General features: G+C 60.3%; 11 protein-coding genes. 4 read left to right on the forward strand and 7 right to left on the reverse strand.

Annotation, left to right across the window (positions count from 1 at the left end):
* The first annotated feature begins 1 nt into the window (after position 1).
* Positions 2-3,541: a transcription-repair coupling factor gene (gene mfd, locus ACK4FK_RS09330; protein ID WP_409744310.1), complete on the forward strand. Its 3,540-nt coding sequence runs from the start codon at positions 2-4 to the stop codon at positions 3,539-3,541.
* On the opposite strand, the gene ACK4FK_RS09335 is transcribed toward mfd, so the two are convergent.
* On the reverse strand, positions 3,538-4,068 hold the full coding sequence (locus ACK4FK_RS09335) for a PAS domain-containing protein (RefSeq protein ID WP_409744313.1): 531 nt from the start codon (positions 4,066-4,068) through the stop codon (positions 3,538-3,540). The genes mfd and ACK4FK_RS09335 overlap by 4 nt on opposite strands.
* A gap of 2 nt (positions 4,069-4,070) precedes the next feature.
* On the reverse strand, positions 4,071-4,787 hold the full coding sequence (locus tag ACK4FK_RS09340; protein ID WP_409744315.1) for a DsbA family oxidoreductase: 717 nt from the start codon (positions 4,785-4,787) through the stop codon (positions 4,071-4,073).
* Between ACK4FK_RS09340 and ACK4FK_RS09345 the strand changes: the two genes are divergently transcribed.
* Genes ACK4FK_RS09345 through kefC form a run of 3 tightly spaced genes read left to right on the forward strand, consistent with a single transcriptional unit; the run spans position 4,767 to position 8,010 of the window.
* Positions 4,767-5,576, forward strand: a complete 810-nt coding sequence (locus ACK4FK_RS09345) for an SDR family oxidoreductase (RefSeq protein ID WP_409744318.1) — start codon at positions 4,767-4,769, stop codon at positions 5,574-5,576. The genes ACK4FK_RS09340 and ACK4FK_RS09345 overlap by 21 nt on opposite strands.
* A gap of 15 nt (positions 5,577-5,591) precedes the next feature.
* A complete protein-coding gene (locus ACK4FK_RS09350) occupies positions 5,592-6,197 on the forward strand; it encodes an NAD(P)H-dependent oxidoreductase (protein ID WP_409744320.1) in 606 nt (201 codons plus the stop codon).
* A 4-nt stretch (positions 6,198-6,201) separates the two neighbouring features.
* Positions 6,202-8,010, forward strand: a complete 1,809-nt coding sequence (kefC, locus tag ACK4FK_RS09355; RefSeq protein ID WP_409744323.1) for a glutathione-regulated potassium-efflux system protein KefC — start codon at positions 6,202-6,204, stop codon at positions 8,008-8,010.
* A gap of 2 nt (positions 8,011-8,012) precedes the next feature.
* Here kefC and ACK4FK_RS09360 read toward each other — a convergent pair whose 3' ends face one another.
* From ACK4FK_RS09360 to ACK4FK_RS09380, 5 genes are all read right to left on the reverse strand, one after another.
* Positions 8,013-9,524, reverse strand: coding sequence for a class I adenylate-forming enzyme family protein (locus ACK4FK_RS09360; protein ID WP_409744325.1), 1,512 nt, complete (start codon positions 9,522-9,524; stop codon positions 8,013-8,015).
* A gap of 5 nt (positions 9,525-9,529) precedes the next feature.
* Positions 9,530-10,759, reverse strand: a complete 1,230-nt coding sequence (locus ACK4FK_RS09365; protein WP_409744328.1) for an MFS transporter — start codon at positions 10,757-10,759, stop codon at positions 9,530-9,532.
* 298 nt (positions 10,760-11,057) lie between these two features.
* Positions 11,058-12,785 (reverse strand): RimK family protein, encoded by a 1,728-nt coding sequence (locus tag ACK4FK_RS09370; protein WP_409744331.1) that lies wholly within the window; start codon positions 12,783-12,785, stop codon positions 11,058-11,060.
* Between the two features lie 29 nt (positions 12,786-12,814).
* Positions 12,815-13,258: a GNAT family N-acetyltransferase gene (locus ACK4FK_RS09375; protein WP_409744333.1), complete on the reverse strand. Its 444-nt coding sequence runs from the start codon at positions 13,256-13,258 to the stop codon at positions 12,815-12,817.
* Between the two features lie 23 nt (positions 13,259-13,281).
* Entirely contained in the window at positions 13,282-14,163 is an 882-nt protein-coding gene (locus ACK4FK_RS09380) for an MBL fold metallo-hydrolase (protein ID WP_409744336.1), read from the reverse strand.

The following is a 14,163-nucleotide window of genomic DNA, read 5'->3' on the forward strand; positions in this document are numbered from 1 at the left end:
CATGACTTTTGTCCTGCCGGATATCCTGACCCGGCCGGGCCGCTGGGCCTTGTCCGGCGCGCCCGAAGGCCAGGACGTACGCCTTCTGATCGCACTGGTGCAACGTCAGCAGGGCGCCGGCGTACTGCATGTCTGCCGCGACGATGCCCGCATGGCCACCGTCGAGGCAGCCCTGAAATTCTTTGCGCCCGACCTGCCTGTGTTGACCCTGCCGGCCTGGGACTGTCAGCCCTATGATCGCGTCTCGCCCAATGCCGAGATCGCCGCCCGCCGCATGGATACGCTGAACCGGCTGGCTGGGCGACAGGACGGCCTGCCGTTGCTGGTTCTCACCACGGTGAATGCGGCGCTGCAGCGCCTGCCCCAGCCGGATTATTTCGCCACCACGGGGTTCCGTGCCGCCAAGGGGGCCCGGCTCGGGCCGGAAAAACTTATCGGATATCTTGCGCGCAACGGTTACTCCCGTGTTTCCACCGTAAACGAGTCCGGGGAATATGCCGTGCGCGGCGGCCTGGTTGATCTCTTCCCTCCCGGTAGCGAGGCGCCATACCGGCTCGATTTCTTCGGCGATGAAGTCGAGAACATCCGCCGGTTCGATCCTGCCAGCCAGCGCACAATCGGCTCGGCTGACGAACTCTCGCTCACCGCCATGAGCGAGGTGCCGCTGGACGAAGAAGCCATTGCACGCTTTCGTAGCGGCTATCGTGAACTCTTTGGCACCGTCACCAAGGAAGACCCGCTCTACGAAGCGGTTTCAGCCGGTCGGCGCCAGATCGGCATGGAACACTGGTTGCCGTTGTTTTTCGACCGGCTTGCCACTGTGTTCGACTACTTGCCGCAGGCAGTGGTGACGCTGGATCACTTGACCGGCGACGCCGCAGACGAACGACTGAAGGCCATCGCGGACCATTACGATGCCCGCCGCGCGGCAATGAAGCGCGGACTGGAGGAGGGCGGTGCGCCCTACAAGCCGCTGCCACCCGACCGCCTGTATCTGACGGCCGGCGAATGGGCATCCAGGCTTGAGAAGCGGGCACTGGGTCTGCTGTATCCGTTCGATGCCGTCGGCGGCGCCGATGTAACCGTTGTCGATCTGGGCGGCAGGCCGGGGCGCGACTTCGCGCCGGAACGTACCCAGGCGGCACAGGCTGCCGAGCACAGGGCCGCCAGTCAGGTCAACGTATACGAAGCCCTGGGGGGCCACCTGGCCAAGCAGGCGCAGGCAGGAAAGCGCGTGCTTTTTGCAGCATTCTCGGCAGGTGCGCGGGATCGTCTTGGGCATATCCTGAAAGACCATGGTCTGGATGCACCGCAGCCGGTGGAAAATGCCGACGAACTGGATGGCCTGCCGAAAAGTGTGGCGGCCATTGCCGTGCTGCCGATCGAGCATGGCTTCGAGGCTGCCGATCTGTGCGTGGTTGCAGAACAGGATATCCTGGGCGACCGCCTCGTGCGGCCGCGTCAGAAGAAACGCCGGGCGGAGAACTTCATCGCCGAGGCCAGTGCGCTGCAGCCCGGCGATTACGTGGTGCATATCGACCATGGCATCGGCCAATACAAGGATCTGGTGACACTGGACATAGCCGGCGCCCCCCATGATTGCCTGCTGCTGCATTACGATGGCGGCGACCGGTTGTACTTGCCGGTCGAGAATATCGAGATGCTCTCGCGTTACGGCTCGCCCGAAGCCGAGATAGCCCTCGACAAGCTGGGCGGCGTGGCCTGGCAGAACCGTAAGGCGCGCATGAAGCAGCGCCTGAAGGACATGGCCGGCGAACTGATGAAAATTGCCGCACAGCGCGAGTTGCGTCAGGGCGAACGGGTAATGCCGCCAGACGGGATGTACGAAGAGTTCTGCGCCCGCTTTCCCTATGACGAAACCGAAGACCAGGCGCGTGCCATCGAGGAGACCCTGGACGACCTCGCCAGCGGCAAGCCGATGGACCGCCTGATTTGCGGCGATGTGGGCTTTGGCAAAACCGAGGTTGCCCTGCGAGCAGCCTTTGCCGCCGCGATGGCCGGTCAGCAGGTGGCGCTGGTCTGCCCCACCACATTGCTCTGTCGCCAGCATTACCGCACCTTCGTGCAACGCTTCCGGGGGCTGCCGATACGGATCGAGCAACTGTCGCGCATGATTTCCAGCAAGGCTGCGAACGATGCCAAGAAAGGACTGAAGGATGGCACGGTCGATATCGTGATCGGCACACATGCCGTTCTATCGAAGGGTATCGAGTTCAAGCGGCTTGGCCTGCTTATCATCGACGAAGAACAGCATTTTGGCGTCAAGCACAAGGAGCGCCTGAAGCAGCTGCGCGCCGAGGTGCATGTTCTGACAATGTCTGCCACGCCGATTCCGCGCACCTTGCAGCTTGCCCTGTCGGGTGTGCGCGAGCTCAGCCTGATCGCCACGCCGCCCGTCGATCGTCTGGCCGTGCGGACGTATGTGACACCCTTCGATCCCGTGGTGATCCGGGAAGCGCTCATGCGCGAGCATTTCCGTGGCGGCCAGAGCTTTTTTGTCTGCCCGCGCATCGAATATCTCGATACCGCCATGGCCTTCATCCGCGAGCATGTGCCGGAACTGAAGGCCGTGGTTGCCCATGGTCAGATGGCGCCGACCGATCTCGACGATGTGATGAATGCCTTTTACGACCGCCGTTACGACGTTCTGGTCGCGACCAATATCGTCGAAAGCGGCCTGGATATTCCTTCAGCCAACACCCTGGTGGTCTATCGTGCCGATCTGTTCGGCCTGGCGCAGATGTATCAGCTGCGTGGCCGTGTGGGGCGTTCGAAGCTGCGCGCCTATGCCTATTTCACTTATCAGGCCGGACGCCTTTTGAATCCCGCTGCCGATCAGCGGCTTCGTGTTCTGCAGAGTCTGGATAGTCTTGGCGCGGGTTTCAGCCTGGCCTCGCATGATCTCGACCTGCGCGGTGCCGGCAATCTGCTGGGCGAAGAGCAATCGGGCCATATCCGTGAGGTCGGTTTCGAACTGTATCAGGAGATGCTGCAGGATGCGATCGCCGAAGCCCGAGCCACGGCACGTGGCGAAAGCGGCCTGCATGGCGAGAAATGGTCGCCGCAGATACAAATCGGTACGGCTGTGCTGATCCCCGACAATTATGTCGCTGACCTTAACCTACGCATGCAGCTCTACCGGCGGGTAGCCGATCTGGAGAGTCGGGCCGAGATCGACGCTTTTGCTGCCGAACTGATCGACCGGTTTGGCCCGCTGCCGGCCGAAGTGCAGCATCTGCTGGATATAGTGGCGATCAAGAAACATTGCCGCGACGCCAATATCCTTAAGATCGAGGCTGGTCCGAAGGGTGCAACCCTTACCTTCCGCGACAACACTTTTGCCGATCCGTCCGGACTGGTCCTGTTCATCCAGTCGGAGCGTGGCAAGGCCAAGCTGCGACCAGATCATAAGGTGGTGTTCATTCACGACTGGCCGGAACCGGAAGATCGTCTGAAGGGCGTGCTGCATATCGCCTCGCGTCTGGGTGATATTGCACAGAAGGCAAAGAAAGCTGCCTAGTTGCTTGGCTGTCCAAGCGGCCGTTCGATTTTTCCTGGAGGGAAACTTTGTCCGGCTCCGATATAAGCGACTTCGCCATTCGGACCGAAGAGCGGCACCGCAACCACCTCGAGCAGCCAGTCCTCTCCCAGGACGCGCGCCTTGCCATGGCCGTAAATCGGCTTTGCAGCATGATAAACCATGGTCGCCCCTTTCAGGATGAAGGGACGGATGGTCGGGTCGGGATGCTCATCAAGCCATTTTCCGGTCAGTTCATATCCCAGCCGCTGCACGATGTCGGTACCGATCAGGCGGTAGCGGAATCGCAGCGGATCAGGCTGCACTTCAAGCAGAGACAGCGAACCAAGCAAAAAACGCAGACGCAGAGGGTCGAGAAAGCTTTTGTCAGGTAACGAGCCTGAACCACGTGCATCGAACCACAATTGCAGGAACTGCCGGACGTTGGAATCCTGAATCCGGGCGGCATCAGAGATGAATTCCAGAGATGGCGCGCCCTGCGACAGGGCTGAAGGGCCGGCCAGCTCCATGATCAATCCTGATTTGTTTCCGGCGGCTCGGCGACGATCTTGTCGATCACCTGCAGTAGCACATCCGGCGGCTGTGCCCCCGGCACGCCGTAACGGCGTTCGAAAATGAAAAAAGGCACACCAGTTATGCCAAGCTCGCGCGCCATGTGGTCCTCATCCAGAATGATGTCGGCGTCGCGGCCCTCATCGAGCAGATTTTTCACTAGCGCTCCGTCCATGCCTTCAGCAGTGGCGGCATCTGCCAGTATTTGATGGTTGCCGATATCCTGGCCTTGGAGAAAATAAAGACTGAACAATCGTTCCTTCAGGGCATTCTGTACGCCGGCCGTGAGCGCCCAGCGCAGCACGCTATGCGCGGCCAGAGTATTGGGTGTACGCTTGATGCCTTCGAAATCGAAGGCAATGTTCTCTTTTGCCCCTTCCGCGGCAACGCGGGCATAGATTTCCTTTGCTCGGGCCGGACCGCCGAACTTGGCCTCCAGGTAGCTTTTCCGGTCGGCGCCTTCGCGGGGCATGTCCGGATTGAGCTGGAACGGCCGCCAGCCGATCTCGAACTCGATCTCGGGACGCTGAGCCATGGCCTGTTCCAGCCGGCGCTTGCCGATAAAGCACCACGGGCAGATGACGTCGGAAACGATTTCAATGCGCATGCCGTTAGGGTAGCGCAGTCCTCGGGGGCCGGCCAGTCCCTTGACCCCGTGGCAGCGAAAGTCGACCATGAAGCGTCAGAAAATCTGGAGGAGTCAATGAGCCAGGGCGTGAATCTGAAGGGTAAGGTGGCGGTGGTGACCGGGGCGAGCAGCGGATTGGGCGAGCGGTTTGCCGAAATCCTCAGCAATGCCGGAGCTGCCGTGGTGCTGGCAGCGCGGCGCACCGATCGCCTTGCTGATCTGGCCGGTAGGATCAACGCTGCAGGGGGGCGTGCTGTCACGGTGAAACTGGACGTGAATGACCATGGCAACATCCAGAGCGCTTTCGCTGAGATCGAAAAACAGCTTGGCGGTGTGGATATCTTGATCAACAATTCCGGTGTCAACAAGCAGGCTCGCATTGTCGACGTCACGCCCGAGGATTTTGATTTTGCCATGAACACCAATGCCAAGGGGGCTTTTTTCGTGGCCCAGGCAGCGGCGAAGGATATGATCGCCAAGAAGAAAGCCGGTCGCATTATCAATATCGCATCGGTGGCTGGTCTGCGGGTCCTGAGCCAGCTATCGGTGTATTGCATGTCCAAGGCTGCCGTGGTGCAGATGACCAAGGCGATGGCATTGGAATGGGCGCGCTACGGCATCAATACAAACGCCATTTGCCCGGGCTATATCGAGACCGAGATCAATCGCGATTACTGGGCGACGCCGGGTGGACAGAAGCTGATCGAAATGCTGCCGCGCCGACGGATCGGAGAGGCCAGGGATCTCGACGGCCTGCTGCTGCTACTGGCTTCCGACGAGGCGCGATTCATCAACGGGGCAATCATCGCTGCAGATGACGGTTTGTCGGTAACGTAGGCTGGCGAGGGACGATTGGTTAATATTAGGGCAGACGAAAAGCCGAACATACTGATCCTATTCGCGCATCCCTACCCGCAACATTCCCGGGTCAATGCAGCGATGGTGCGCGTGGTCAAAGACCTGCCGCATGTAACGCTGCATGACCTTTACGAGACTTACCCAGACTTTCACATCGATATTAAGCAGGAACAGGCTCTTCTGGAGGCACATGATGTCATCGTCATGCAGCATCCGTTGTACTGGTACTCGTGCCCGTCGCTACTCAAGGAGTGGATGGATACGGTTCTTGAATATGGCTGGGCCTATGGTACGGGCGGCACCCATTTACGCGGCAAGGAGCTGGTTCAGGCTGTATCCACAGGCGGCCCCGGCCACGCCTACCAGCCGGATAGTTATAACGGCGTGACCATGACAGAGCTGCTGCGGCCGTTTGACCGTACAGCAGCGCTATGCGGCATGGCATATGGTAAACCGTTCCTGTTCCAGGGTGCCCGTTTGAGATCGATGGAGGATATCGCTGCGCATGCGACGGCCTATCGTGCATGGCTGAACGATTATCCCCATCCCGGTCGCGGTGCAGAGTGCAACCAACCGGCCGTTCCGGCCAGCGACCGATGAGGTGATGATGGACGGGCTGTTGCTCAACGCGGTGATCTATCTGGCTGCAGCGGTTATTGCGGTGCCCATTGCCAAAAAGCTCGGCCTTGGCTCGGTTCTGGGTTACCTGATTGCGGGCATCGTCGTCGGGCCCTGGGGGCTGAAACTGATCACTGACGTCGACGCCATCCTGCATTTCTCCGAATTCGGCGTGGTGCTGCTTCTGTTCGTGATCGGGCTCGAGCTGAATCCCCGCCGCCTATGGCAGATGCGTTGGCCGATACTGGGCTTGGGCGGCGGGCAGGTGGCTGGCTGCACTCTTGCGCTTACCGCGCTTGGGCTTCTGCTGGGCTGGCCTTGGCAGGTGGCACTGGCTGCCGGCCTTGGCTTGTCTCTTTCATCGACGGCGATTGCCCTACAGCCGCTGACGGAACGCAATCTACTGGGCACGCCGGGCGGCCGATCTGCTTTTTCCATCCTGCTGTTCCAGGATATTGCCGTCATCCCGATGCTGGCGCTGCTGCCGCTTCTTGCCGGGACGGCGCTGGCTGAGACTGGCGAAGCTGGCTGGGTTGGCGCTTTGAAAGCAGTCGCGGCTATTGCCATTGTGATATTCGGCGGCCGATTCTTGACCAGGCCGTTATTTCGGATGATCGCCGGTACCGGCCTGCGCGAGGTTTTCACCGCCGTGGCGCTGTTGCTGGTGATCGGCATCGCGCTGTTGATGCAGTTGGCCGAATTGTCGATGGCGCTCGGGACCTTCCTGGCTGGCGTGTTGCTGGCCGAGTCGGAATACCGGCATGAACTCGAAAGCGATATTGAGCCCTTCAAGGGGCTGCTGTTGGGGCTATTCTTTACCGCCGTAGGCATGTCTGTCGATTTTGGCCTGCTGTTAGAAAAACCCGGAACAGTGCTTGGGCTGGTTGCGGCCCTTCTTGCAATAAAGGCAAGCATCCTGCTGCTGGTTGCCCGTATTGCGCGATTGCCCTGGAGCCAGACGGCATTGTTCGCGTTCCTGTTGGCCCAGGGCGGCGAGTTCGCCTTTGTCTTGTTTGGCAGTGCATCAGGTCTTGGCGTCATGGCCAGCGAGACAGTGGCCTTGTTGACCGTTGTGGTTGCCCTTTCCATGGCCACGGCGCCGCTGCTGGTGGTCGTGAACGACCGGTTGATCGAGCCGCGCTTCACCCGCGTTGCGGATCGTCCGCACGATACGCCGGAAGATGAGGGCAACCCGGTGATTGTTGCTGGTTTTGGCCGTTTTGGCCAAATCGTGGTTCGTCTGCTGTATGCCAACCGGATTGGCGTGACGGTGCTGGATCATGATCCGGAGATCATCGACACGCTACGCCGTTTCGGGTTCAAGGTTTTCTATGGTGATGCGACCCGGTTGGATCTTCTGGAATCGGCCGGAGCCGGCCGCGCAAAGGTGCTGGTGATTGCGGTTGACAGCCAGGAGGCATCATTGGCCCTGGCAGACCTCGCGCAGAAGCATTTTCCGCATCTGAAGATCATAGCCCGGGCGCGGGATCTTCCACATGCCGTGGAATTAATGAACCGGAACATCCCGGTGCTTGAGCGCGAGACTTTTCATTCCGCCCTGCGGCTGGGTGAGGAAACCCTGAAGGCCCTGGGGCAGCCGGCCTTTACCGCGCGCAAGAAAACCCTGACCTTCAGGCAGCATAACGAAGAGCTGCTGCGGCAAATCCATACCCATTGGGACGAAGACATGGATAAGCGCATCACTCTGCAGCAGCAGGCGCGGGCCAGGCTGCAGCAGAATCTGGAGGCCGATGAAAAAGTCCAGCAGGAGGCGCGCGGATTGGGCTGGGATTGATATCAACCCAGGGCCAGTTTCTTGCGTTGCACCTTGCCATTGGCCGTACGCGGCAGGCTGGTGACAAATCGCCATTCACGAGGGCATTTGTATGCGGCCAGCCGCTGTTCTGTGAAAGCAGCCAACTCGTCATGGCTGGGTGATTGACCCTCACGCAGCACGATGAAAGCACCGATAACCGAAACATCGCTGCGCACCCGGATCTCGGTGACGGCCACCTCTGCCACGGCGGGATGTTCCGCTATGGCGGCTTCGACCTCAACCGGCGAGACCCTGTAGCCCATGGCGTTCATCACGTCGTCGTTGCGGCCGTGATGCCAGAGATAGCCATCCGCATCGATACTGGCAAGGTCACCACCGCAGAACCATTCGCCACGATAGACCAGGGCCTCTTCTTCTGGTCGGTGCCAATACCCAAGCATGAGCGACGATTCTGAGCGATGCACGGCGAGCAGGCCTGTGGCGCCCTGCGGCAGCAAGGCGGATGTGTCGGGATCGAGGATCGCGACGCGCCGCCCCGGTTGCGGCTTGCCTGGGCTGCCCGGCCTGATGGTCATGCCAGGACCTGTGGAGATATAGGTCGAAATCTCCGACATCCCGAGCGCTTCATAGAGCGGTTTACCCATACGTCTCTGCCATTCGTCGAGCAGGGCAGGGGGCAGAGCTTCGCCGGCTGTGACACCATGGCGAAACGCTGAAAGATCGTAAGCGCCAAGGTCGCAGTATTTCAGTATCTGTCGATACAGTGTCGGAACGGCGGCAAATATCGTAGCGCGATATTTTTCCAGAAGGCGTGGCCATACCTGGATATCGCGCGGGCCGTTATACAGAACCGTAGTGGCGCCAACGGCCCATGGATCGACCAGACCGACGCCAAGCGTGTAGGTCCAGTTGAAGGCGCCGGCATGCAGCATCACGTCGCTCTCGCCTAAGCCGAGCCAGCCCTGATGCATTGGTCGGCGGCCCCAGGCGGCGCGATGGGCATGTAGAACGCCTTTGGGCTTTCCTGTTGTGCCGGAGGTGTAGACCAGATAGGCAGGATCGTCGGCCGCTGTATCGGCATAGTCCGCCAATGGGGCGGATTGTTTGAGGGCCGCGAGCCGTTCGGGATCCAGCCGGATCACGCCGGATGGCAGGGTCAGGTCGCGCGCCAGCTCGGCGCTGGCGGCCACGGCAGCGGCGCCGGAATTCTCAAGCAGATAGGCTGCTTCGGCCGGCGTGAGCTGGGCGCTGGAAGGCAGGGCGACGAAGCCTGCCGCCATGGTGGCGAAATAGGTGAGTGCGTAATCGGCATCGTTGGCCATCCGGATCATGATCCGGCTGCCGGGTGCCAGTCCCAGGCTCTGCAAACCGGCCGCCAGGCGACGCACCGCCAGGTCGACGTCTGCGAAGGTCATGCGGAACTCACCGCTTTCCCCCACCAATATCATGGCCGTCTTGTCGGCACGCAGACGGGCATTCTGGGACAGGCAGTATCGGGCGATGTTGAAACGAGCGGCGACGGGCACGATCATGGATATCAGGCGGTCTGGTGCGGTTTGGCGTCTGGACTGCGTAAGTAGTACAGCAGGGCGGACAGCAGAAGGATAGTCTGCACACCAAACAGAATGCGATAATCCAGTTCGCTGGCCGGAGTGCCTTTTGGTGCCAGCCACCCCATCAGGAATCCTGTCAGTATCTGCTGGAACGCGCCGCCGCCCATGGTGCCGATATTCAGGGTTGTGATGCCGCGGCCGGCCAGTTCTGCGGGAAAGACCGAACGGGCATGGGCAAATATCATGACCACGCAGCCATTCATCACCCCCATTACGGTGAACAGTGTGGTGATGGTCGTGACGCTCAGCCCTGGAACCAGAACCATTATGACCAGGCACAAGATCTGGCTGCCGAGGCCGGCTGCCAGGAGCCATTTGCGGGTATTGAAAACCCGGTCGAGTGGGCCCCAGATGAAATAGCCGCCAGCGGCACCCGCCGCCATGAAGATCAGGACATTGCCCCGTGCCTTGGCATCAAGGCCATGCACATCGTGCAGATACGGTCCGGCCCATAACCCGAGAATGGTGATGAATGTGGCATAGGCGGTGAAAATAATTACAAAAAGATGCGGAAAGGCCGGGTGCCGCATCACCGTGGCCACCCCACGCAAGGCCTGGCCCAGACTTTCACCGGCGCCTGGACGGGCCTTGGCCGGATCTGGATGGTCATGGATCGCCCACAGCGACAGGGCAATCAGAGCCAGTGTCATGGCGGCCGTGACATAGAATGCCGCGCGCCAGCCAAAAGCGGCCGTGAACCATGCCAGCGGCGCGGTCGACGCAATGACGCCCAGATTACCGACGGCAATCAGGATGCCCGACATTTGGGCGAATTTCTCCGGACTGAACCAGCGTGAGAACAACACGAGCGGACCAGTCAGCAGCGCAGCGCAACCGAAGCCAAGTATCACGCGGGCAGCGCTCAGTTCTGTCAGGTCGCGCCCGTAGGCGAAAGCCAGCGCACCGAAAAAGGCAATCACCAGTGTGACGATGATCGTACGCCGGGGTCCCCAGCGGTCCAGGGCTATGCCGACCGGTAACTGGCTGATCGAGAAAGTAAGAAAGAAGGCGCCGGTGAGGATGCCGAGGTCCTCCGGTGTCAGGCTGAGTTCAGTCATCAGGTCGGGGCCGATGACGGCATTGGCCGAGCGGTAGAATTGGCTGATGATATAAGTGAGGCAGGCGCAAAGCAGGATACGCCAGGCAATCGGCATCACGGCACCACGACTGTTATTCGCCCATTGATATTTCCGGCGCTCATGCGGCGATGCCGGTGAACAGGCCTAGCAGAATGATCGCAACAATCATGCAGGGCATGATAGGCCGCGCGATTTTCAGGATCACTGGACGAAGACCTGCTCGGCGCGGTGGGCGGTTGGTCGGATCATGGCGTTACCTTCGCTGCGTTATGTATTTATTTTATTGTCATACTAATAAAACTGTTCAGGCCCAACAAGAAATGCGGCGTGGCCGACTTGCTTATTGTGCATTGCACGCGCCTGACGCTTGAATCTATTTCTGAGTGAAGGGCAACGGCAGGGGAGGTTCGTCCGCTGGTTCGGTGGTTTGCACCACCTGCGGCCGCGAGGCTGCAAGCATGGCTGCGGCAACCTGGCTGGAAACCTCCGCCGCGATCTTGGCTGCGATCTCGGCCGATACCTTGGCCGCGACTTGGGCGGCGATCTGCGCTGGCGAAGGCGGTCCGTTCCCCTGTTGACCGGCATAGGCGGTCGACAGTTGAAGCGGCATGCCGACTTGTGCCTGTGCGATGTCGCCAGCCGTGCCTGGGCGCTCTTCCAGGCGACGGATGAATTCCTGGATGATGCGCCGGTATAGTTCGTCCTTGAGTACGGCGTCTTCTTCGCCCTGGTTGATCGATGGGTTGTCGTTCACCTCGATCACGACAACACCCTTTGGCGTCTGCTTCAGGTCGACGCCATACAGGCCATTTCCGATCAGACCGGCGGCCTTGAGCGCGATATCAACGACCTCGGCTGGTGCTTCCTCCACCGGCAGGGTGCGGAACCCGCCTTCGGTGAACCGGCCGCTATCGCTGTGCTTAACGACCTGCCAGTGGCCACGCGACATGAAATACTGACAGGCATAGATCGGCTGTCCACGCAGGATGCCGATGCGCCAGTCGAAGTCGGTATACAGGTATTCCTGCGCCAGAATCACATCGGACTCGCGAAGCAGGCGTGCGGCGGCTTCTTCCAGTTGTGAGCGATCCTCGGCCTTGACGATACCGCGCGAGAAGGAACCGTCAGGTATCTTTAGGATGATCGGATACTGGATTTCCTGTTCGATGGCCTCGATTCCGCGGTTGTCCAGAACCACCGTCTTCGGCGTGGGAATCTTGTTGGCCTTCAGCAGTTCGGCAAGATAGACCTTGTTGGTGCAGCGCAGGATCGAGGTTGGATCATCGATCACCGCCATGCCCTCGTTTTCGGCCTTCTTGGCAAAACGATAGGTGTGATGATCCAGGGCGGTGGTCTCGCGGATGAACAACGCGTCGTATTCTGCCAGTTCGGAGTAGTCCTTTTTCTCGATAAGCTCGACCTCGACGCCCATCTGCTCGCCCGTTCTGATGAACTTCTGCAGGGTCCGGCGATCAGAGGGAGGCAGGGCTTCGTTCGGATTATGCAGGATGGCCAGGCTGTATTTCGCAGCCGGCTTGGCCTTTGGAGCGCGCCAGTTCGAACGCGTGTAGGATTCCAGGGCGTGTTCGAAGAATTCCTGCTGGTCCGGCTTGAGGTCGCTCAGTGCCATCGGCCGGATCGAGGCGATGTGCCAGCCATCTTCAGGCGAGATGCTGAGTTTCAGTAGCGGGCAGCGGAATTCGTCGAATACACGCCGGGCCAAATCTGGAAACCGCAGATCATCGGTGCGGCCGAAAAAGACGTGCAGGGTAAACGGTGCGGTCGGTAGCATGACCAGCCTTTTGACCTGCTGGCGCAGCAGCTCATCAAGTTCGGGCAGGGCATGGCTGTATATGCTGCGCTGGCGCAGGTCGAGGATGGTTTTGACGCTCGGTATCACCTTCTGACTGCGGGCCTCGGCCAGCAGGGAACAGTAATATCCATAACCGAGATAGGAATAATCCTTGCTCAGGTTGATGATCTTCGCGCGCTTGTCCTGCACCAGATCCGGCCGTGTAATGAACTCACGGTTGTTGAGCACCAGACAGCCCGGGTTGCGGTAGCGAAAATGCGTTTTGCGTTCGACGATGATGATGTGCATGGCGACGGGATGATCTCTCCCGGAAATGCTTAGTGCCTATGCGGGCTGGAAGGGAACTGCTTTTCCAGCCGCAGGGCATCGGCGCCGTTTTCATAATAGGCGGCAATGCGACCAATAATCTCATAGCCGCTTTTGCGGTACAGCGCGAGGGCCGTTTTATTGCGGATGCTGGCTTCCAGGCGCAGCGCGCTTGCGCCCCGGCGGACTGCCGTTTTTTCGGCCAATGCCAGCAATTTTGCGCCCAGCCCGAGTCCGCGGCTGCCGGGATCAACCGCTATGGAATACAGTCGGGCAGCCGGCGAATCGCGACGGAGAAACAGGGTCGCGGCGCCGATCAGATGCCCGTCTGATCTGTCCGCCACCAGCAATAAGGCACGGGGATTGCGCAGGGCGGCGGCGTAGCTGCGCCGCGACATGCGGTCGTGTTTGAAACAGCGGTTTTCAAGTACCACCAACGCATCCAGATCGGCCATGCGTGCCGCGCGGATCCGAAATGTCATTGCGGCCAGGGCAGGGCAACGGCCGCTTCGCCATGACGAAGCATGCCGGTCACGGTGTCGAACTGCATAAGGTCTTCGCCCACCAGCACCGGACCGGAATAATCGGCGCGTATATCGGCCAGCAATGCATTGCTGTCGAACGCCACCGGTACGAAATGGTTGAGGATCAGGCAGCGGGCGCGGGCCTGGGCCGCCACCTTGCCGACCTCGGTCGAGAGGGTGTGATAGCTTGCAACGTTTTCAATGGTTTCCGGTCCGCGCACGCCGGGCAGGGCCAGCATTTCTCGGTGGATGAAGCATTCATGCACCAAGGCATCAGCGTCCTTCGCGGCCAGGATCAGGTCTGGGCAAAAAGCGGTGTCGCCGCTGAAGGCCACTTTCTGCCGGCCATCGGTGAAGACATAACCATAGGCGGCCTTCACCGGCTGATGCCGGACGGCCACGGCGATCACGGTCAGGTCTCCATCACGCAACGCGATGCCAGGCTCGAGCTCGGTGATTTCCAGCTCCAGCGCCACGGTGGAGGGGCGCTTTTCGTGGGCGATGCGCTGTTCCAGTTCGGGCCGCCACAGCGCCATAAGCCCGTTGAGGTATTGCCGCGTGCCGTGCGGTCCGAAAATGCGCTGCGGCCGGTCGCGGCCTTGATGCCAGCTTGAGATGATGAGCTGGAACAGATCAATGATATGGTCTGAGTGAAGATGCGTAAGGAAAAGGGCATCAATCGACTTGCCGGCGCTGCCAGCGCCCAGCAGGCGCTGGGTGACGCCCGAGCCGCAATCGACCAGAAACTGGCGGTCGTTCCAGCACAGCAGGCTGGCGGGACCGTATCGTCGGGTTGAGACCTGGGGGCAGCCGGTGCCGAGCAGAGTGACGCGCAT

It is taken from the genome of Ferrovibrio sp. (genome assembly GCF_046297895.1).
GTDB lineage: Bacteria > Pseudomonadota > Alphaproteobacteria > Ferrovibrionales > Ferrovibrionaceae > Ferrovibrio.

What these genes read in the sequence shown, in the direction of transcription:
- ACK4FK_RS09335 (WP_409744313.1), bottom strand. Translation starts at nt 4,068, where the DNA reads ATGGAGCTGGCCGGCCCTTCAGCCCTGTCGCAGGGCGCGCCATCTCTG.
- ACK4FK_RS09365 (WP_409744328.1), bottom strand. Translation starts at nt 10,759, where the DNA reads ATGCCGATTGCCTGGCGTATCCTGCTTTGCGCCTGCCTCACTTATATC.
- mfd (WP_409744310.1), top strand. Translation starts at nt 2, where the DNA reads ATGACTTTTGTCCTGCCGGATATCCTGACCCGGCCGGGCCGCTGGGCC.
- ACK4FK_RS09360 (WP_409744325.1), bottom strand. Translation starts at nt 9,524, where the DNA reads ATGATCGTGCCCGTCGCCGCTCGTTTCAACATCGCCCGATACTGCCTG.
- ACK4FK_RS09375 (WP_409744333.1), bottom strand. Translation starts at nt 13,258, where the DNA reads ATGGCCGATCTGGATGCGTTGGTGGTACTTGAAAACCGCTGTTTCAAA.
- ACK4FK_RS09340 (WP_409744315.1), bottom strand. Translation starts at nt 4,787, where the DNA reads ATGGTCGACTTTCGCTGCCACGGGGTCAAGGGACTGGCCGGCCCCCGA.
- ACK4FK_RS09370 (WP_409744331.1), bottom strand. Translation starts at nt 12,785, where the DNA reads ATGCACATCATCATCGTCGAACGCAAAACGCATTTTCGCTACCGCAAC.
- ACK4FK_RS09380 (WP_409744336.1), bottom strand. Translation starts at nt 14,163, where the DNA reads ATGCGCGTCACTCTGCTCGGCACCGGCTGCCCCCAGGTCTCAACCCGA.
- kefC (WP_409744323.1), top strand. Translation starts at nt 6,202, where the DNA reads ATGATGGACGGGCTGTTGCTCAACGCGGTGATCTATCTGGCTGCAGCG.